At 33.9% G+C, this 19,335-nt stretch carries 20 protein-coding genes; 7 read left to right on the forward strand and 13 right to left on the reverse strand.

Annotation, left to right across the window (positions count from 1 at the left end):
- Window positions 1-116 precede the first annotated feature (116 nt).
- From H2O64_RS07680 to H2O64_RS07710, 7 genes are all read right to left on the reverse strand, one after another.
- On the reverse strand, window positions 117-833 hold the full coding sequence (locus H2O64_RS07680) for a pirin family protein (protein WP_187561601.1): 717 nt from the start codon (window positions 831-833) through the stop codon (window positions 117-119).
- 366 nt (window positions 834-1,199) lie between these two features.
- A complete protein-coding gene (locus H2O64_RS07685; RefSeq protein WP_187561602.1) occupies window positions 1,200-2,057 on the reverse strand; it encodes a pirin family protein in 858 nt (285 codons plus the stop codon).
- Window positions 2,058-2,124: 67 nt separating this feature from the next.
- Complete coding sequence (locus H2O64_RS07690; protein WP_187561603.1) at window positions 2,125-2,565, reverse strand: MarR family winged helix-turn-helix transcriptional regulator; 441 nt, start codon at window positions 2,563-2,565, stop codon at window positions 2,125-2,127.
- 32 nt (window positions 2,566-2,597) lie between these two features.
- Window positions 2,598-3,026, reverse strand: a complete 429-nt coding sequence (locus tag H2O64_RS07695) for a (4Fe-4S)-binding protein (protein WP_187561604.1) — start codon at window positions 3,024-3,026, stop codon at window positions 2,598-2,600.
- A gap of 3 nt (window positions 3,027-3,029) precedes the next feature.
- Window positions 3,030-3,461 carry a DUF1801 domain-containing protein gene (locus tag H2O64_RS07700; protein WP_187561605.1) on the reverse strand — a complete coding sequence of 144 codons (432 nt, stop codon included), beginning with the start codon at window positions 3,459-3,461 and terminating at the stop codon, window positions 3,030-3,032.
- Between the two features lie 33 nt (window positions 3,462-3,494).
- Entirely contained in the window at window positions 3,495-4,034 is a 540-nt protein-coding gene (locus tag H2O64_RS07705; RefSeq protein ID WP_187561606.1) for an NADPH-dependent FMN reductase, read from the reverse strand.
- Between the two features lie 21 nt (window positions 4,035-4,055).
- Window positions 4,056-4,418: a DoxX family protein gene (locus tag H2O64_RS07710; protein WP_187561607.1), complete on the reverse strand. Its 363-nt coding sequence runs from the start codon at window positions 4,416-4,418 to the stop codon at window positions 4,056-4,058.
- Between the two features lie 167 nt (window positions 4,419-4,585).
- On the opposite strand from H2O64_RS07710, the gene H2O64_RS07715 reads away from it, so the two are divergent.
- Both H2O64_RS07715 and H2O64_RS07720 read left to right on the forward strand, forming a co-directional pair.
- Window positions 4,586-6,214: an acyl-CoA carboxylase subunit beta gene (locus H2O64_RS07715; protein ID WP_187561608.1), complete on the forward strand. Its 1,629-nt coding sequence runs from the start codon at window positions 4,586-4,588 to the stop codon at window positions 6,212-6,214.
- Window positions 6,215-6,872: 658 nt separating this feature from the next.
- Window positions 6,873-7,232, forward strand: coding sequence for a dihydroorotase (locus H2O64_RS07720; RefSeq protein ID WP_187561609.1), 360 nt, complete (start codon window positions 6,873-6,875; stop codon window positions 7,230-7,232).
- A gap of 41 nt (window positions 7,233-7,273) precedes the next feature.
- Here H2O64_RS07720 and H2O64_RS07725 read toward each other — a convergent pair whose 3' ends face one another.
- Window positions 7,274-8,362, reverse strand: coding sequence for an AMP-binding protein (locus tag H2O64_RS07725; RefSeq protein ID WP_187561610.1), 1,089 nt, complete (start codon window positions 8,360-8,362; stop codon window positions 7,274-7,276).
- 171 nt (window positions 8,363-8,533) lie between these two features.
- Between H2O64_RS07725 and H2O64_RS07730 the strand changes: the two genes are divergently transcribed.
- The 4 genes from H2O64_RS07730 (at window position 8,534) to H2O64_RS07740 (ending at window position 13,233) form a co-directional block, all read left to right on the forward strand.
- Complete coding sequence (locus H2O64_RS07730; RefSeq protein ID WP_187561611.1) at window positions 8,534-10,429, forward strand: DUF3857 domain-containing transglutaminase family protein; 1,896 nt, start codon at window positions 8,534-8,536, stop codon at window positions 10,427-10,429.
- 10 nt (window positions 10,430-10,439) lie between these two features.
- Entirely contained in the window at window positions 10,440-12,368 is a 1,929-nt protein-coding gene (locus H2O64_RS07735) for a hypothetical protein (RefSeq protein WP_187561612.1), read from the forward strand.
- Window positions 12,369-12,513: 145 nt separating this feature from the next.
- Entirely contained in the window at window positions 12,514-12,636 is a 123-nt protein-coding gene (locus tag H2O64_RS24165; RefSeq protein WP_262890634.1) for a hypothetical protein, read from the forward strand.
- Between the two features lie 405 nt (window positions 12,637-13,041).
- The gene (locus H2O64_RS07740) at window positions 13,042-13,233 is read left to right on the forward strand and encodes a class I lanthipeptide (protein WP_187561613.1); all 192 of its coding nucleotides are present in this window, start codon (window positions 13,042-13,044) and stop codon (window positions 13,231-13,233) included.
- A 66-nt stretch (window positions 13,234-13,299) separates the two neighbouring features.
- Here H2O64_RS07740 and H2O64_RS07745 read toward each other — a convergent pair whose 3' ends face one another.
- The 4 genes from H2O64_RS07745 to menA all read right to left on the reverse strand — a co-directional run bounded on the left by H2O64_RS07745 (window position 13,300) and on the right by menA (window position 17,337).
- Complete coding sequence (locus tag H2O64_RS07745) at window positions 13,300-14,484, reverse strand: CPBP family glutamic-type intramembrane protease (protein WP_235982804.1); 1,185 nt, start codon at window positions 14,482-14,484, stop codon at window positions 13,300-13,302.
- An 11-nt stretch (window positions 14,485-14,495) separates the two neighbouring features.
- Window positions 14,496-15,539: an o-succinylbenzoate synthase gene (locus H2O64_RS07750; RefSeq protein ID WP_187561614.1), complete on the reverse strand. Its 1,044-nt coding sequence runs from the start codon at window positions 15,537-15,539 to the stop codon at window positions 14,496-14,498.
- Between the two features lie 164 nt (window positions 15,540-15,703).
- Window positions 15,704-16,384: a metal-dependent hydrolase gene (locus tag H2O64_RS07755; RefSeq protein WP_187561615.1), complete on the reverse strand. Its 681-nt coding sequence runs from the start codon at window positions 16,382-16,384 to the stop codon at window positions 15,704-15,706.
- Between the two features lie 20 nt (window positions 16,385-16,404).
- Complete coding sequence (menA, locus tag H2O64_RS07760; protein ID WP_187561616.1) at window positions 16,405-17,337, reverse strand: 1,4-dihydroxy-2-naphthoate octaprenyltransferase; 933 nt, start codon at window positions 17,335-17,337, stop codon at window positions 16,405-16,407.
- A gap of 319 nt (window positions 17,338-17,656) precedes the next feature.
- Here menA and H2O64_RS07765 point away from each other — a divergent pair, with 319 nt between their 5' ends.
- Window positions 17,657-18,472: a DUF695 domain-containing protein gene (locus H2O64_RS07765; RefSeq protein WP_187561617.1), complete on the forward strand. Its 816-nt coding sequence runs from the start codon at window positions 17,657-17,659 to the stop codon at window positions 18,470-18,472.
- 163 nt (window positions 18,473-18,635) lie between these two features.
- On the opposite strand, the gene H2O64_RS07770 is transcribed toward H2O64_RS07765, so the two are convergent.
- A complete protein-coding gene (locus tag H2O64_RS07770) occupies window positions 18,636-19,241 on the reverse strand; it encodes an outer membrane beta-barrel protein (RefSeq protein ID WP_187561618.1) in 606 nt (201 codons plus the stop codon).
- Between the last annotated feature and the right edge of the window lie 94 nt (window positions 19,242-19,335).

Consider the following 19,335-nt stretch of genomic DNA (forward strand, 5'->3'; position numbering starts at 1 on the left):
TTGAAAGTTAACGAAGATTATTTGTTGTTTGAATTGGAATTGAAGTTATTCGAAATGAAAAAAACTGCTTGAAATATTACTTCTCAAACAGTTCTTGGTTAAAATTTTAATGCTACCTAATTCATCGGAACTTCCACTACTAAAATTTTAGAAGTTGTATTTATGTGAATTTCTACAGTTCCTGCATCCGAAATTCCAATGGCGTCTCTAGTTTCTAATGTTTCGTTCCCAACTGAAATTTCGCCTTCAAGCAAGAATATGTAGATTCCGTGTGAAGCATCATGAAGCTTGAAATTGATGGTTTTTCCTTCGTCGAAGTTTCCTAACGAAATGTAAGCTTGTTGATGAATTCCTAAAGCATCGCCTATGATATTATCTTGTGGCGAAACTACTGTTTGAAAGTTGTTGTGTCGCTTTGCTTCATCGAATTTTTTTTGTTCGTAACGCGGTGTTACATTTTGCGTTTCGGGTTGAATCCAAAGTTGTAAAAAGTTGACTTCGTCTGTTCTACTATCATTGAATTCAGAATGTTGCAATCCTGTTCCGGCAGACATCACTTGCACTTCTCCAACCGTAATTGCGCGTTTGTTATCCATACTGTCTTTATGCGATAACGCGCCACTTAACGGAATAGAAATGATTTCCATATTCTGATGCGGATGTGTTCCGAAGCCCATTTTTGGTTTTACAATGTCGTCGTTTAAGACTCTGAGTTGCCCAAATCCCATACGTTCTGGATTTTGATAACTGGCAAAACTAAAACTGTGATGACTTTTTAACCAGCCGTGATCTGCTTTTCCTCGTGTGTTTGCTTTGTGATATATTGTTTTCATTATTTTTTTCTTTGTGTGTTGTGTGTTGTGTGTTGTGTGTTGTGTGTTGTGTGTTGTGTGTTGTGTGTTGTGTGTTGTGTGTTGTGTGTTGTGTGTTGAAATTTAAAAATTAAGTATTCGATATTTAGTTGGTTTGTTCGGTATTCTGTGTGTTTATGGATTTGTTATAAACTTTCTAGCTTATAAACTCAATACTCATTACTAAATATTAATATCTAGTTTCCGCGTAAGCGATTGAAGGATCTGTTGGAGCTCCTCGAAGAGAGCGACTCCTGAAAGCGCGACCTCCGATTTTTTTTCGGAGGTTACGCCCAAAATACTGTAAACCACTTATAGATTCCTGCCTTCGCAGGAATGACAAATAAATTAGTATAAGTGTCCCATTTTTCCAGCTTGATAGTCGCGCATGGCTTCCATGATTTCGGTTTGTGAGTTCATGACATACGGTCCCCAAGAAGTGACTTTTTCATCAATTGGTTCGCCCGAAAGTATAAGCAACGTGCTATTTTTATTCGCTTCTAACGAAATTGCTTTCCCATCTTTTTCAAATGTTAGCATTTGTAATTTCCCGAGTTTTAAAGTGTGTTGATCGTTTACGCGGGTTTCGCCTTCCAATAGATACACCAATAGTTCGTGAGTTGAAGGAATCGGAATGGTAATGTTTCCATACGTTTCCAAGTTGACAATGAACGCATTGATTTCCGTAAATGTAGAAACTGGTCCTTTTTGTCCATTGAGTTCGCCAGCCACCACTTTTAGGCTTCCTTTTGCGTTTTCCGCAGAAATTGTTGGCATTTGTTCCGCTTTGATATCTTGATATTTTGGCGCGGTCATTTTGTCTTTTTTGGGAAGATTTACCCAAAGTTGGATTCCTTCCATCGTACCTTCAAATTCCTTGCTTGGTCCTTCGTCATGAATAACGCCACTTCCTGCGGTCATCCATTGTACATCGCCAGCGTTTAGAATTCCTTCGTTTCCTAGTGAATCGCGATGCAATTGTTCACCTTTGAATATAAATGTCACAGGCTCAAATCCACGATGCGGATGCGGCGATAGTGATAATCCTGGACTGTACGGTCCGACATCATATTTGTAATGATGCAATAGTAAGAATGGATCAACTTGATCGATTTCTTGTGTTGGTAACGGTTGACGAATTAGGTTTCCGCCCATATTTACATAGTCACTTGTTCCTTTGTATGCTATGCTTCGTAGTGTTTTCATAATTGTACTCTTTCTTTCTTTTTGTTGTGTTTACATTATTTTCCATGGAAAATATTTAATCAAATTTTTAGCGGATTTTATCTAATAAGTCACTTAATTGTGTGGCTTCTGATGCTGTAAGATTGCTCATCCAATCATTTTTTGGTAAGCTTTCCGCTATTGCCGCTAAGAGTTGTAATCCATTGTCCGTAATGGCAATGTGAACGACTCTTCGATCTTCCGGACACGGAATGCGTTCTATGAGTTCTTTTGCGCAAAGTTTGTCCATTAATCGTGTGGCATTTGGAGCTCTTTCAATCATACGATCTTTGATTTCTTGCACTTTGATTGCTTTTCCTGCGCCTTTTAGGATTTTTAGAATATTGAATTGCTGAGGCGAGATTCCAAATGGTTTGAAAAATTCGTTCTCTTTACTGTTAATCCAATTCGCAGTATATTTTATGTTGATGAAAGCTTTCACTTTCTCAGATGGAAATTTTGATTGTATGTCTTTAGAAATGTCTCCCATTTGTTATTTTATCTGTTATTTTTCATTTAGAATTAGCCTTTGAAACCAGCTTGAACATGCGCGCCATCACAGTATGGTTTGTTTTGAGAAGCTCCACATCTACAAAATGCAGTTGTTTTATTGCGCTTATCGGTTGTTCCGTCAGAGTTTGTAATGTTTAATGTTCCATATACTAATAAAGGACCATTTTCTAAGGCTTCTACTTTTGTTTCTAAATGAACTTCTTGCGGATCACCTGCTTTGTTACTTCTATAAGACAATGCGCCAGATGGACACGCTTCTACTTGCTTTTTGATGCGTTCAGTAGTTGCACCTTCCATATGAATCCAAGGTCTGTTTTGCGGATTGAACACTTGCAATAATTCTTTCCAGCATTTTTTAGAATGAATACATGTTTTTGGTTTCCAAACCACTGTAATATCTTCGTTTGTATATTCTTTGATGATTTCTTTTTTTTCCATAGCTTATGATTTTACAGTGTTTTGTGGATCTTTTTTTATGCGTTCGATTCCGTTAGTGATCAATTCTTTTAAAACGTCAATATGAATGTCTTTTAATTGCTTTACATACAAACAACCTTTACCTATTTTGTGTTTCCCGAGTTTTTCAAGCTTTTCTGTTTCTTCTGGCAATCCATTCATAATGTATATGGAAAGATTTTGTTTTCGTGGTGAAAACCCTGTTAGAAACCAAGTGCCCGATCGTCCCGATTTGTATGTGTATTCGTATTTTCCAAAACCGATCAGGTTTGTTCCCCACATTTTTGGTTGTATACCAGTGGATTTTTCCATCAATTCTAACAGCGTAAAACAGTCTGTTTGTTGCGTTTCTGAAGCAACTTCTTTGATAAATTTGATAACATCTTGATCGTTTTCTTGCATTTTTGGTGTTGACATTATTATTTTAGTCTTCTTTAAAGATACTAAAAACTATGCTTCATTCACAGCCGCTTTCAATTTAGCAACCTCAACATGTAGTTTTTCTAACAAAGTAGCATCTTTTATTTTTCCAGCTACAAAATGCTCATTAAAACTTGGTAAAGAATAATCGCCTACAATGTTTCCGCCCATGTATGGGAATCTTCCTTTTGCGATATCTAACACTGTTTGTCCACCTCTAGCGCCAGGTGATGTTGCCATTAATAACATTGGCACATTTCCCCAAAGTTTTCCATCAATACGTGACATCCAATCAAATATATTTTTAAATACGGTAGCGTACGAACCATTGTGTTCTGCTAATGATAATACGATTCCGTCTGCTTCTTGAAGTGTCTTTAAGAATTTGTGTGCATTTTCAGGAACTCCGCTTTCTAATTCTCTGTCAATTCCATATAATGGCAATTCGTAATCATTTAAGTCTAAAACTTTAACTGTTGCGTTTTCTACTAAACCTGCTGTGTATGTTGCTAATTGTTTGTTGATTGATGTTTTACTGTCGCTTCCTGCGAAGGCTACAATTGTTTTCATTTTATGTTTTTTAGATATGTTTTATTGTTTGTTTGTAATTTTTTTCCAAAAATAATAGGATGCTATTATAAGTACTAAACCGATTGAAGCTGCAGCTTGTTCTCCATCACCAATCATATAATGTGCAAAAAAAGCCAATATTACATTAAAAAAGAAGCCTGCATACGCCCATTCTTTAATTGTCTTGTATTTGGTTTGCCAAATAGCTATCAATCCAAAAATTTTAGCAATAGCTAAAGGGTAAATAATATATGTTGGATATCCAAAACTTGTAAATCCTTTTACTATATCTGCATTCTTAAAAAAATACATTCCTGCCGAAAATAACATTAATGCTGTAAACAACCCTGTTGTTATGTAATAAATAATTTTTTGAGTTTTCATGTTTGTTAGTTTTTAAATTCTGTACAAATCTACAAATAATATTTTTATTTTCCAAGGAAACTATTTCCATGTAAATTAATTAACTGTTTTTTAAGAAAACTTTCAAACTTTGTTCCTTTCAATAGCCGTATTTGTTTCGTATTTTAGCGGAGGAAAATTTTATACCCATGGACATCAACTTCAATAAGAACGAAGATCACAATAAACTTTTAGTATCAGAATTACGTCGTCGCCTCGCCAAAGTGAGTTTAGGTGGTGGGCAAAAACGGATTGATAAGTTGCACAGCAAAGGAAAGATGACAGCGCGTGAACGTATTGATTTTCTGTTAGATGACAAGAAACCTGCCATAGAAATTGGTGCTTTTGTCGGTGACGAAATGTACGAAGAACATGGCGGTTGTCCTTCTGGTGGTGTTGTGGTAAAAATTGGGTATGTCCAAGGAAAACAATGTATTGTAGTTGCCAATGACGCAACAGTGAAAGCGGGCGCTTGGTTTCCTATTACTGCAAAAAAGAACTTGCGCGCACAAGAAATTTCTATTGAAAACCGATTGCCTATTATTTATTTAGTCGATAGCGCAGGTGTATATTTGCCAATGCAAGATGAAATTTTTCCTGATAAAGAACACTTCGGACGTATTTTTAGAAACAACGCCGTAATGAGTAGCATGGGAATTACCCAAATTGCTGCCGTGATGGGAAGTTGTGTTGCTGGTGGTGCATATTTACCTATTATGAGTGATGAAGCGTTAATTGTAGATAAAACAGGAAGTATTTTCCTTGCGGGAAGTTACTTGGTAAAAGCTGCTATTGGCGAAAGTATTGATAATGAAACCTTAGGTGGCGCAACCACACATTGTGAAATTTCGGGTGTGACTGATTATAAAGCAAAAGATGATAAAGACGCATTAACTACAATAAAGAATATTGTTGGGAAAATTGGTGATTATACGCCAACAGGTTATAATCGTGTGAAAGTGGCAAAGCCAAAAGAGAATCCGGAAGATATTTTCGGAATTCTTCCAAAAGCACGTCATGAACAGTATGATATGAAAGAAATCATCAAACGAATTGTAGATAAGTCAGAGTTTGATGAATATAAAAAAGGATACGGAAAAAGCATTATTACGGCTTATGCCAGAATTGACGGTTGGGCCGTTGGAATTGTTGCCAATCAACGGAAGTTGGTCAAAACAACGAAAGGCGAAATGCAGTTTGGTGGTGTGATTTATTCAGATTCTGCTGATAAAGCAACCCGATTTATCGCAAATTGTAACCAAAAGAAGATTCCGTTAGTGTTTTTACAAGATGTTACCGGATTTATGGTTGGAAGCAAATCTGAACATGGCGGTATTATTAAAGATGGTGCCAAAATGGTAAATGCTGTGAGTAATAGTGTCGTTCCAAAATTCACAATTATTATCGGAAATTCGTATGGAGCTGGAAATTATGCCATGTGCGGAAAAGCATACGATCCACGATTGATTGCTTCTTGGCCAAGTGCTGAATTGGCTGTAATGAGTGGAAATTCTGCTGCAAAAGTATTATTACAGATTGAAACGGCTTCGTTGAAGAAAAAAGGCGAAATAATTACCAAAGAGAAAGAAGAAGAGTTATTCAATAAAATAAAGTCGCGTTACGATCGACAAATTTCTCCGTATTACGCAGCTGCACGATTATGGACAGATGCGATCATTAATCCGTTAGATACACGAACGTGGGTTTCTATGGGAATTGAAGCGGCAAATCAGGCGCCAATTGAGAAACCTTTTAATTTAGGAATCATTCAGGTGTGATTTAGTAGACTTTATTGGATTATTGGACTGACTTGGATTTTTAGACTTTAGGACGCTTTGCTTTTGGTATCGCTTGCGCTCTTAGTTTGTTGTTCGAGAATACTTTTTCATACAAAATCACATTGTCTCAATTCTAACTACTAAAATCTCAATACTTATTTAATACAAACAGAAAAAGGCCTAGCAACCTAAAAGCCAGACCTTTTCCCCCTAAAAAACCTAAAATAACCTAATCTTTATTCCATTTTGAAAGCAAAGATTTGTTTCCACTAAGTCACAAACTCTATGCCAATCTTTAAAATTTTTGTGATTTTTTTAACAAAAAAAGAAAAACCTAGTATGTATGAATTTTCACTAGGTTTTTCATAATAAAACAACTAAACAACCAACCTTTCGTTTATTCTATATTAAAAGTACATTCATAAGTTTGATTCTGAAACCTATATTGAGTAAACAGCTCTTTTTGATGAGTAAAGTGTAGTATGTAATTAGTCGAGGTTATTGATGTGATGTGTTTTACGTCTTTACTAAACGTTATACAGAATATATTACTTTGTATATTTTACGGATATCCAATTAAATATTTAGGGTTTTGCTATTGATAGTCTCTTTTTTTATAATTATTTTTATTGGAGAAATAACACTAATCTTTTTTATCATGAAGAATCACATCATAGTAGCGCTTTTAATAGTCTTTTTTTCAAGTAGTCTGTATTCCCAAAATTCTGATTCAGATATCAATGTCGGAACTGTTTTTACGATAGGTGAAGTTTATAACAACAACTACAAACATATTAATTTTCCTAACGCCAACTTTATACTAAAAAAAGGAGGAATTGCTAATTATGAGAACATTAAAGGAGAAAAAGTTGAAATTACATCAGTTAAAAAAAAGAAAGATGGAAGCCTCATTGCAACCATAAAACTAGCTTCTGATAAGCTATTTTTTAACAGTCATAAGTATATAACTGCAAATATTAGTGAGGCAATTGACAAGAAAGAATTAATACGGCTTTAAAAGCTAAACTATTCAACCAATACACTTTTAAACTAATAAACTCAATAACCAAGAGAAGCAACTGTTTTACCGCGCTGTACCTTTCCTGTATTGGTTTCGGTGAAGTTTTTTACGGTGTAAATTATCTTTGGAATTTCAAATTTTGAGAACTTCTTGGACAGCTTGATGGTTTCCAATAGGTTTGAAACCTCAACGTTTTGAGCTGTGTCTTCAATAATTAGTAGTAATTTTTTACCCAATTGTGAATCGTCAATTCCTGTTACGAAATACCTTCCTGAAATGAAAGCACTTAGCTTCTCCTCTATTTGCTCAGGATGGAGTTTGATTCCGCCACTATTAATCACATTGTCAAAACGACCTAACCAATCGAATTCGGTTTCGGAAATTAGTTGAACCACATCATTTGTGATGATTTTTTTTGGATGAATTCGTGGTGCATCAATCACCAAACAATTTCTATCGTCAGTACTAATGTGAATATTTGGTAAAGTTTGATACTGTGCAGTTTCACCTTTTGGTAAATTATTTAATGGTTTTGCTGCAATATGCGTGATCGTTTCCGTCATTCCATACGTTGCAAACACTTTTGTAGAAACGTTTTGCAAACGTTCAATCAATGCTTTAGAAGCTGGCGCGCCACCAACAATTAAGGTTTTAATTTGGTGCAATTGTTCCAATGAATTTTCAACTTGCATCGGAACCATCGCGCAAAAATCATAGTGTTTATACTGATTTTCAAGCGGATTTGACGTTGGTGCTACCAAATCGAGTTCTAAACCTAAAATCATCGCACGAATCAACATCATTTTTCCAGCAATAAAGTTCGATGGCAAACATTGCAACGCAGAATCGCCTGGTTTAATTCCAAAAAAATCGCCCGTTGCCAAAGCTGAATGTACCATGGCTTGTTTATTGAGTCTGATTGACTTCGGTTTTCCCGTAGAACCTGACGTAAAAACAACTACATACTCTTTTTCATCGAGCCAATCAATTAAAAAATCGCCAAGCGCTTGTTCATACGGTTTTCCCTCTTTTACAAAGCTATATGCAACTTCTTTTAACCCTTCACGATCAAAATAATTGCCGTCTAATTTGAACTTTACATGGATATTTTTAAAAGTTGGAATCATTTTTGTAAATGTTGTTCTGTAAATTTAAAAATAAGCTAGGAGAAATCGCTGATTTCTTGCGTAGTTTTTATTAATTTAGTGGTTTGTGCTTGCTTTTAGTATGCAATATTTTCCCTCCAATATTGTTTACCTATCAGTAAGTTTCTCCACATTGACTTAAATTGTAATTATATGACGATATCATATTTGAAATTCCCTGTATTCCTGTTATTTTTTGCTGCAAGTTTTTGCTTTGCGCAAATTGACACTTCTGAAGATTTTCACTTTTTAGAACGCACCGAAAATATTAAGATTAATCTAAAAAAAGGTGAATTTAATATTGTCAAAAGCATTCATGAGAAAGCAGAATATTTAACAGCGAATAAACTGTATTTTGCCAACGAAACACTTCGTTTTGATAGTTTTACAAAACTTGAAGATATTGAAGCAACTACGTATTTACCTTCTACAGGAAAAACCATAAAAGTAGATTATATTGAAACGAAACACGAGTTTGATGATGGTATTTTTTACAGCGATCAACAAACAAAAAACTTTACGTTTCCGGCAGTTACCAAAGGCGCAATTACAGATTTAAAGTATAAAGAAGTGATTACGGAACCGCATTTTTTAGGCTTATTCCGATTCGGAACGTATGCACCAACGAAGAAAGCAGTGTTACGCATTGAGTTTCCCAAAAATCTTCAAATTGGTTACAAAGAGTTTAACACCGAAAATATCACGGTAAATTTCAATAAAGAAGAAACAAAAAATAGCAACATTTATACGTGGACAACCGAAAATGTTGCCAAATATAGCGGTGAAGATGATGCAGAAGCCGCTTTGTATTACTTACCACATATTATTTTACACATAAAAAATTACGAAGAAAAAGGAAAAACAATTCCTGTATTGAGCAATGTAACCGATTTGTATAGTTGGTATGCTTCTTTGGCAAAACAAGTGGACGAAAATGATTTGCAGAAAGTATATAAGATTGCGGAAGATATTGCTAAGAAATACGATTCTGATTTCGAAAAAGCAGAAGCAATTTACAATTGGGTTCAAGAAAATATAACATACGTAGCTTTTGAAGATGGTTTGGGCGGATTTATTCCTCGTGGTGCAGCAAGCGTTTGCAACAATCGATATGGCGATTGTAAAGACATGGCAAATTTGTTATATGTAATGTTGAATCGTGTTGGAATTCCTTCATTTAGAACTTGGATTGGCACCCGCGATCGTCCGTATTTGTATGACGAAGTACCAACGCCAATGGTAGACAATCACATGATTACAGCAACGGTAATTGACAAGGATACTATTTTTATTGATGGAACCGATAGTTATGTCAATTTTGGCATGCCGAGTTCATTTACACAAACAAAAGAAGCATTAATCGGGATTTCTCCTGACAAATTCATACTTAAAAAAGTACCTGTACAACCTTCTGAAAAAAGCAAAGCTATCATTAATACGACAATTACGTTTGAAGATGGAAGTATTAAAGCATCCGAAGAACGCGTATTTACAGGGTATGAAAAAGTAGATTTCGTCACGGATTATTTGTATAAAAAGCAAGACAATAGCGATGAAGAATTTCTCAATACAACTTTAGCTTTAGGAAATAATAAAACAAAATATCAAAATATTAAGGTTTCTCCCATAGAATCAAAGCATAAAACTTTGACACTTTCTTTTGATTTGTTGATAGAAAGTTACGCAAAAACAATTGGCTCCAAAACGATTTTAAACCTCAACATTGATCGGACGTTATCCAAAGAAAAAATAGACATCGCAAAGCGTAAATATGGTAAAAAGATCGATCATAAGTTTGAAAAAGAATACACAACCACGTTTGTGATTCCTGAAGGTTATAAAGTAACTTCGATGCCAAAACCCATTAAATACGATGGAAAAGCGTATGGTTTTAGCATTTCATACGAAGAAAAAGACGGCAAGATTATTCAATCCAAAACTATTTATATAAATACCTTACGTATTGACAAAGAAGATTTTGAATCGTGGAATACTTTTGTGAAAAAATTAATAAAAGCCTATAAAAAAAGTATTATTATTGAAAAGTAAACTAGAATCTATGAAAGCATTTATTGTTACCCTTTTATGTTTGTGTGCTACACAAGCGTTTTCACAAGAATATAAAAATTACGATTGGGCAGAAAAACCAACATTGCATGAACTTTCTGAAGAAGAAGCCAACGAATCTTCGATTGCGATTTTAGAAAAATACATGGTAGAATATATGGTTCCTAAGTTTGGAAACAACATTAAAAAGTTTGAAACCAATCATACAATTGCGCGTGTGCATGACGAAAAAGGAATCAAAACGCACAATACAGTATATATTTCGATGTACAACGTCATTGATATTGTAGACATTAAAGCACGTACGATTACACCAGACGGAAAGGTTACTTTATTGAATAAAGACAACATTAAAGAAGTTAAAAATGTAGAAGAATATGGCGATTTTAAAATCTTTGCGATTGAAGGCGCTGTAAAAGATTCAGAAATTGAAGTATTGTATACACTTGAAAAAGAATATTCAGCTTTTGGGAGAGAAACGCTTCAGAAAAGCTATCCGATTAAGAAGTTGGAATATGATTTTATCATTGGCGATTTACCAGGAAGAGTTAAAGCGTATAATGCAAAAGGAGAATTTACTTCAAAAACCTACACTAACAGTAAAGGAAAGCAATTAACGCTCAAAAATATTGTTCCGATGCTAGAAGAAGAATATGCAACATACGATTCTAATAAAACGTACATTGCATTTCAATGTTTTGGTCCCGAAACCAATGTAACAGACAGCATGTTATGGAACAATGTAGTGACAAATATTACTGACGGATTGTTCCCTGAGAAAGTGAATCCAGAGATTGCTAAAATTATAGAAAGCATCTTAAAAGATCAAAAATCAGACGATTTTACGAAAGCGTATTTGATTGATGATTATGTAAAGAAAAATTATACGATTGTAAAAAACAACAACGAGCAACTTTCTGATATTGATTATATTATCAAAAATAAATCGGCAAGTGACTTGGGTATTATTAAGGTGTATTCACATTTATTAAAAGCGGCAAATGTAGTATACATGCCCGTAATTACGGCTGATGTATATGAACATCGATTTGATGCAGAATTCTTCAATCCAGCTGCGCTGCGTGAATTTTTAATTTACATTCCTACAACATCAAATTATATTTTACCAAACAGAATTGATTACCGTTTGAGTGAAGTACCGCCAACAATTTTAGGAAATCAAGGAATCTTTGTAAATGACAAATTGCAATACAGTTTTTACAAAATTTCTCAGAAAGATCCAGAGTATAGCAGAGTTGTTCGGAACTTGAATATTTCGTTTGAAGATGATATGGAATATGTCAAAATTAACCAAGAACAAGAATATTACGGTCACTGGGCAATGAACAATCGTGCGTTTCTAAATCTTGCGCCAGATCAGTCTATCAAAGAATATGAAGACTATTTAACAGGTTCTGGAATTGAAGATAAAGTCATAAAAAAATACGAAATCACACATAAAGACATGACGCAGTTGGAATACAACAAACCGTTTTTGGTACATAGTACGATTACTTCTGAATCCTTATTGGAAGAAGCTGGCGACAGTTATATTTTCCAACTTGGAAAAGTAATTGGAACGCAAAGCGAATTGTACCAAGAAACCGAACGTGTGAATCCAATTCAGATGCAATATCCGAACAGATACAATTATGAAATTATAGTGACAATTCCTGATGGTTACGAAGTAGAAGGTTTGGAATCGTTAATCATCAAGAAAGAATTATTAGACGAAGAAGGAAATCAAAAATGTAAATTTGAATCTAATTATAAATTAGAAGGAAATAAACTTACTATTATCATTGAAGAGTTTTACAAAGAGTTTGAATATGACATTACTGAATACGAAGGTTTCCGCAAGGTAATTAATGCGGCTTCTGACTTTAACAAAGCTGCCATTTTGATGAATCCTAAAGAATAAAAAATTACATTTCCGTATTATATAACTTACCTTTTTACTTTATAAATCAAACAGGTGTGCTTTATAAATCGAACAGTACATTGTTTGATTTTCTTACCAAATGATCCTAATTTTAATCATTATTAATTTTTTAAAACATTAAATTATGAAAAAGAGATCATTAAAAAAATTAGAACTCAATCAAACTATTGTCTCAAAATTAGATGATAAAGAAAATGACTCAATAAAAGGAGGTCTTGACACTAATACTCAAAAGGAGCATGACTAACTTTTAGTAAACACTAGCTAAAAACTGTTTTTTTAGCTAGTGTTTTTTTTTACAATTATATTTTTATATTTTTTGTCATATTTTTTTTTTGTGATCATTCTTAATTTGATTTAACAATAGAATATGAAAGTTTCCGTAAAGTAATTAATGTGGCTTCTGACTTTAATAAAGCTGCCATTTTGATGAATCCGAAAGAATAAAAAAATTATAACATCATAAAAAAACGTGCTAAAAAAAGCTTTTTAGCACGTTTTTTTATGTCCAAATCTAATTACCAAAAGTAAGAATAAACTACTCTTTGTTTTATAAACTGAACAGTTATACTTTATAAACCGAACAAGACATTACTTTTTTTTCTTACAAAATGACTCTAATTTTAATCATTATTAATTTTAAAAAAACATTATGAAAAAAAGATCATTAAAAAAATTAGCGCTTAAAAAGACAGCCATTTCAAAATTGGCTGAGAATGAAAAAGAAATAGTAAAAGGTGGAGCAGACACGTTGTTTTGTCAGACATTCTTTTGTGGTTTCACAAACGACTGCGTTACTTTCACTTGTAACTTTACGGGGCTTAGTTGCTTTGGTGGTTGCTAAAAAGACTGTTAATCATTTAAGCGGACTTCGGTTCGCTTTTTTTACTTAACAAAAAAACCTTGAAAATTAGTCTTCTCTAATAACGATTATTTCATCCAATTCAGATACAGGATCGGGTACAATTCCGAATAGTTTTTCTTTCCAGTTTTTCCATTTGTAAATTTTGGCGAAGACCAATAACATCAACGGATATATAATAAATACAGGGAAAAAGATATCAAAAAATCCAGCTGAAGGCTCAGAAGAATCCAGAAATATAGCATCTGTTTGAAGTGCCGACCAATCTGTAGAGATTAATAATGCGGTCAAAATATTGTTTCCTGCATGAAATCCAAGTGCCAATTCCATTCCTTCATCCATCAAAGTCATAATTCCTAAAATGAACCCTGTACCAATGTAATATACCATGGAAATGTAGCCTAACTTTTCCACTTCAGGATTTGCCGCATGCATGACTCCAAAAATCACCGATGTAAATAGTAATGGAATCCATTTTCTATGCAGAAACGTTTGATTCGTTTTGCTAATTCTATCCATCAGAAACACTAAGAGCAACATTAATAATCCTGTATATCCTAAATTTGGAAGCATTTCTAATTTGAAGTTTGCATACAATACAATGTAGGTTACGGGCGCTATTGCCATCACCGTTACCAAAATAGGAATCCATTTATTGTCTTTTAAATTCACGCCAATTCCTTGCATCAAATATCCTCTAAAAAGGTATTCTTCAAAACTTGTTTGAAATGGCAGAAAAAGGATGCAAATGACTAACAGCGTTAGAAAAGGTTCTAGTTTAAAATTCCATACCAAACCATCTGGTGCTAAGTAATAACCGACAGCGAAGATTGCTAGATTGAAAATTATCACAGTAAAGAATCCAACGAATATCCGATTCCAATCTACTTTTTTTCGCGATGTTGTCAGTGCTGTTAATGATAACTTATGAAGTACTTTATTAGAAAATAAGATCCCAATTAAACCAAAAGTAAAGGATACAATCATTAAAAACAGAAATAGATTTGCTCCTAAAAGTTCTACCATTGCACCAATAGTTTGTGGTGCTTCGTCAGAATTCATTAACTCCGAAACATTCATTCCACTATCATTCGCTTTCTGAAATACTTTAAAAAATAGTACTATTAAAAGTGGAATTGAGCCTAAAAATTGCCACGCAATAAATGTAATAAGCGTTCCGAGAATGTAACGCCAAAATTCGTGTAAACCTTTATATGCTTGTGTAATATACATAAGTGTTGCTTCTAATTATTTATATATGGAACTTCCCACGATTTGTCACAATCGTAGTGTAAAGCGCCTTTTTGTATGGTTAATGGTGAATCAAAATTATTGGTGTACAAACCTCCTGTGCCCAATCCTTGCGGTAATTTGCTTTGCAACGTATACGTCCATTGTGCAATGGCATTCAATCCAATGTTACTTTCAAGCGCACTTGTTATCCACCAATCAATATTTTGTGCAGCTGCGAGCGAAATCCATTCGTTGCTTCCGCTATAACCACCAACCAAACTGGGCTTCAAGATAATATATTGTGGTTGAATTGTTTCTAAAACTTTTTTCTTTTGTTCAATTTGAAAAACACCAATCAATTCTTCATCGAGCGCAATTGGTAACGGCGTTACTTCACAGAGTTTTGCCATTGCTTCAAATTGTCCTTGCTTTATAGGTTGTTCAATGGAATGCAATTCAAATTCTGACAACCTTTTTAGCTTCTCTAATGCCGTTAAAGGTGTAAACGCTCCATTAGCATCTACGCGTAATTCTATGTCGTTGATGGTGTATTCTTTGCGAATGCTTTCTAAAAGTTGCAATTCGGTTTCAAAATCTATCGCGCCTATCTTCATTTTAATACACGAAAAACCTGCTGCTAACTTTTCTTTAATTTGCGATTTCATAAAATCCGCATCGCCCATCCAAATTAAACCATTGATATCAATCGCTTTATTTCCTTGTGTAAATGCTGACGGATGCAATACAAACGGATTTTCAGAAGCTAGTGATAAAAAAGCTTGTTCTACACCAAATTGAATCGATGGAAATTGGATTAATTCATCTAACAACGTATCTTTTCCAAGTTGAATATTTTCACAGGTCCAACGTAGTTTTTCTTCATACTCAGGCACATCATCAATACTCAAACTTCGTAAAATTCCGCACTCGCCTATTCCATGTTTTCCATCTGAAACCAAATGAATAAACCACGTTTCTTTCTGTTTCAAAACACCTCGCGACGTTCCGCTAGGTCGTTTAAAATCTAAAATATGTTTGTGATAGGTTGCTTTCATGCTTGATTGTTGGACTTCTTGGATTATTGGACTTGTTAGACTTGTTAGACTTGTTAGACTTGTTAGACGAAAATATTTTTACATTTAAAATTTAGCATTTTACATTTATAATTTCAAAACTTTGAAATACTACTAAAATACCAATATACCAACATACCAAAATACTAAAGCTCCAAACTCCCGCCAACTTCCAACAAAATCAACTCTTTATGTCTATCTGTAAATTTTTGTTTCGCTTCCGCTTGATCGATCTTAATTGGAGGAAATGAATCGTAGTGATAACCTAAAACTTTATCACACGCTACAAAATCGCTTGCTAAAACTGCATCATCAATTCCCATAGTAAACGTATCGCCAATTGGTAAAATAGCCAAATCGAGTTGTGTTTGAAGGGGAATGAGTTTCATATCGTATGTCAAAGCGGTATCTCCAGCAATGTAGATTGACTTTCCACTTTTAGAAGTGAGTACAAATCCGCCAGGTTGTCCGCCATACGAACCATCTGGAAACGAAGACGTATGAATTGCATTTACATATTTCGCTGAAAATGTAGCTGTTTTGTATGTTCCACCGTGATTCATGGCAAATACATTAAAGTCTTTTGCGCCGTAATGCATCGCGATTTCATAGTTAGACACAATAGTAGCGCCAGTATTTTTAGCAATCGTTTCCACATCTAAAATATGATCTTGATGCGCATGTGTGACCAAAATATAATCTGCTTTTAAAGTAGAAATATCAATATGAGAAGCTAATGAATTTCCAGAGATAAAAGGATCAACTATAATATTTGTTCCATCAAATTCAATGTGTAAAGAAGCATGTCCTAAGAATGTAATTTTCATGGTATATGTTGTTTTATTTTTTAATTAAATATAGCAAATAAGATCGCGTAGAGAAACGTACTCAATGCCACTTTTTTTAATTCCGGATCTAACTCGCGGTGAATGATATTTTTTCCAACGACAACCATATTCATAACTAATGGAATGAATGCAATGAGAAAAATATAGTGTTGTATGGAATACTTTCCACGTATGTACACGTAAAATAATGAACAAGCCAACGCACCAAGAATCAAACAATAATGATACAATTTCGCATATTGACTTCCTATTTTGACAACCAAGGTGTTTTTTCCATGCGATTTGTCTTTGATTCGATCGCGCATATTGTTCAAATTCAAAACGGCTGCACTTAACAATCCAATCGCTGTTGCAGGTAAGAAAATATCAAAATTTAAGTTTTTTGTGTATAAAAAGAAGCTTCCGACAACGCTCAACCATCCAAAAAATAGAAATACAAAAATATCACCTAAACCTGAATAACCATAGGCGCTTTTTCCAACGGTATATTTTACCGCAGCAATAATCGAGGTAATTCCTAAAAAGAAAAATAATACCGAATAGTTGAAATTTTCACTTCCAAAAGCTACATAAATCACTAATAATGCTAAAATTAACGTGATGATTGCCGTATAAATCATGGCGTTTTTCATTTGCTTTGGTGAAATAATACCAGAAGCTACCATGCGCTGTTCGCCTTCTCTATCATCGTCCGTTCCACGAATTCCGTCACCGTAATCGTTGGCGAAATTTGATAACACTTGAAAACCAACGGTTGTGAGTATTGCAAGTATGAATATGAGGTAATTTGTTTTCCCGACATAAAATTGTATCAACCCTGGATGTTCATTGTCAAAGACTGAAAAATTTGCCATTGCGCAACCTACTATAATTCCTGAAATGGACAAAGGTAACGTTCGCAATCGAGCGGCAGCAAGCCATGCTTTTATCATGTAGACTTAATTTTTGTAAATATACACTTTTAAAAAAAATACTGAAAACGAAATTATTATACCATTTACAACTTGAATTTACTGTAATAAAACGCCCTTTTTCTCTTTCTATTTTATCATAAAAATAAACCGTAACTACGGCTATGCTTGCTTTTTCTGTTTCATATAAAGAAAAAAATCATCATTTTCTTTTACAATAACCTCAAATTATAACTAGTATTATTGTTTTTGATTCTGCAATTATCATAATATTCTATTAATTTTTTGTGCGCAATTCCTAGTTTTAGCTACATTGCAGACAAGTTTTTATTCTGTAGACATGAAATTATCATTCAGCTTCTTTTTTCTTTTCTTTTCACTCATTTTTCTGCATGCTCAGGATTCGCCAATTTGGAATACCTATCAAGCCAAGCAAGAAAAAAGTGTAAGTTCTACAAATTTACGCATGGACTTGATTGAGCAAGCGCCCATTAACGGTTTTGACTTTTTATTTTATGTGAAAATTAAATACAAAGTCACCAAAGAAAGTGAATTCCCAGTTGGAAATAAATTGAAGAAATTATACAAAATTAAAGATGCTATTCGCGATAAGATGAATTCGGTTTCAGATAATTACTATGTCGGTTCGTTTATGCTTGATGGCAATCGTTTTGAATATTATTATGTAAAAGATGCTTCAGGTATTGAACAACATATTGATAAATTATTCAAAAATAAATTTAGAACTGAAAAGTATGATGTTTTTGTAAAAGCTGATCCTTCTTGGGATTTGTACACAAATTTCTTGTATCCGAATGATGAAATTAAAAACTTCATGTCAAACCGTGATACAGTCATTCAACTTAAAAATGCGGGTGATAATGTAGAAACAGCTAGAAAAATAGAGCATTATGCGACATTTGCAACAGTAAATGAGATGAATTTGTTTGCTGCCGAAATTGAAAAATTAGCCTATACGGTTGAATACAAAAAGAAGTCAGGCAACGAGAAACTTCCGCACGAAATAAAATTTTATAGAAGTAATTCAACAACAATGGAAAACGTGACCAAATTTACCACAGAACTCATTAAACTCGCGAAAGATTATAATGGTTTGTATGATGGTTGGGAAACGTATGTTGTGAAGAAAAAGTAGTTGTTGGTTGTTGGGTTTTCGGTATTAGCAAAAAAAACGCTTCAATTTAAAATTCAACATTTATAATTTTTACAAAACGTCACTTCTGAAAGAATTTTGTATCGAGAAGTACTTTAAAACAAGAACGCATCTCAATACTTCATACGCAATACTAATAGCTAACTTAAAATCGTAATCCAACGCCCATACCCACAGTATGAATGTTTTCGTTATAGCGATTTCCAGAAGTATTTCCGTCAAGATTTAGCTTTATAAAATCGGCAGAAACCTCCACAAAAAACGTTTCTGAAAGATCATACGCAACTCCAAAACCATAACTAATGCCGCTTTGCGAATCTGTAAAACGATCGCCATTTGGTTGAATCACAGGATCTGGATTTCCAAAATCAAAACCAGCAGCCGTAGCATTCAACGAAGTTGTAAAAATGCTGTAACCCAAAGAAATGTATGGTTTTAACGCGGAAATACTTTCAATGTTGAATTCGCCAATGATTTCTGGTTTCAGCACAAACGCGCCACCATTTACATCATCCACAAAATTATAATTAAAATAATCGACGGAAAACCCAATTTTTGGCGAAATCAATTGTGTATCTGCAAATTGATATTTAAAGTCCAATCCTACCAAACCATCGTAGGCAAACACCATAAAATTATCGCCCGTAGACAACGGGTAATGCAATCCGATTTCGAATTTATGTTCGGTATCGTTTTGTCCTATTCCAAATTGAAAACCTAGAAATAATAGGAATATGATGCTTTTTTTCATGTGTAAAGATTGGTTATCAATTGTTCGTATAACGTGACTTTATTGTTTTTATTGAGAAAGTAGTTGAGCATAACAAATAAAATAGATTCCAGCC

The organism is Kordia aestuariivivens, assembly GCF_014397005.1.
In the GTDB taxonomy this organism is placed as follows: Bacteria; Bacteroidota; Bacteroidia; order Flavobacteriales; family Flavobacteriaceae; genus Kordia; species Kordia aestuariivivens.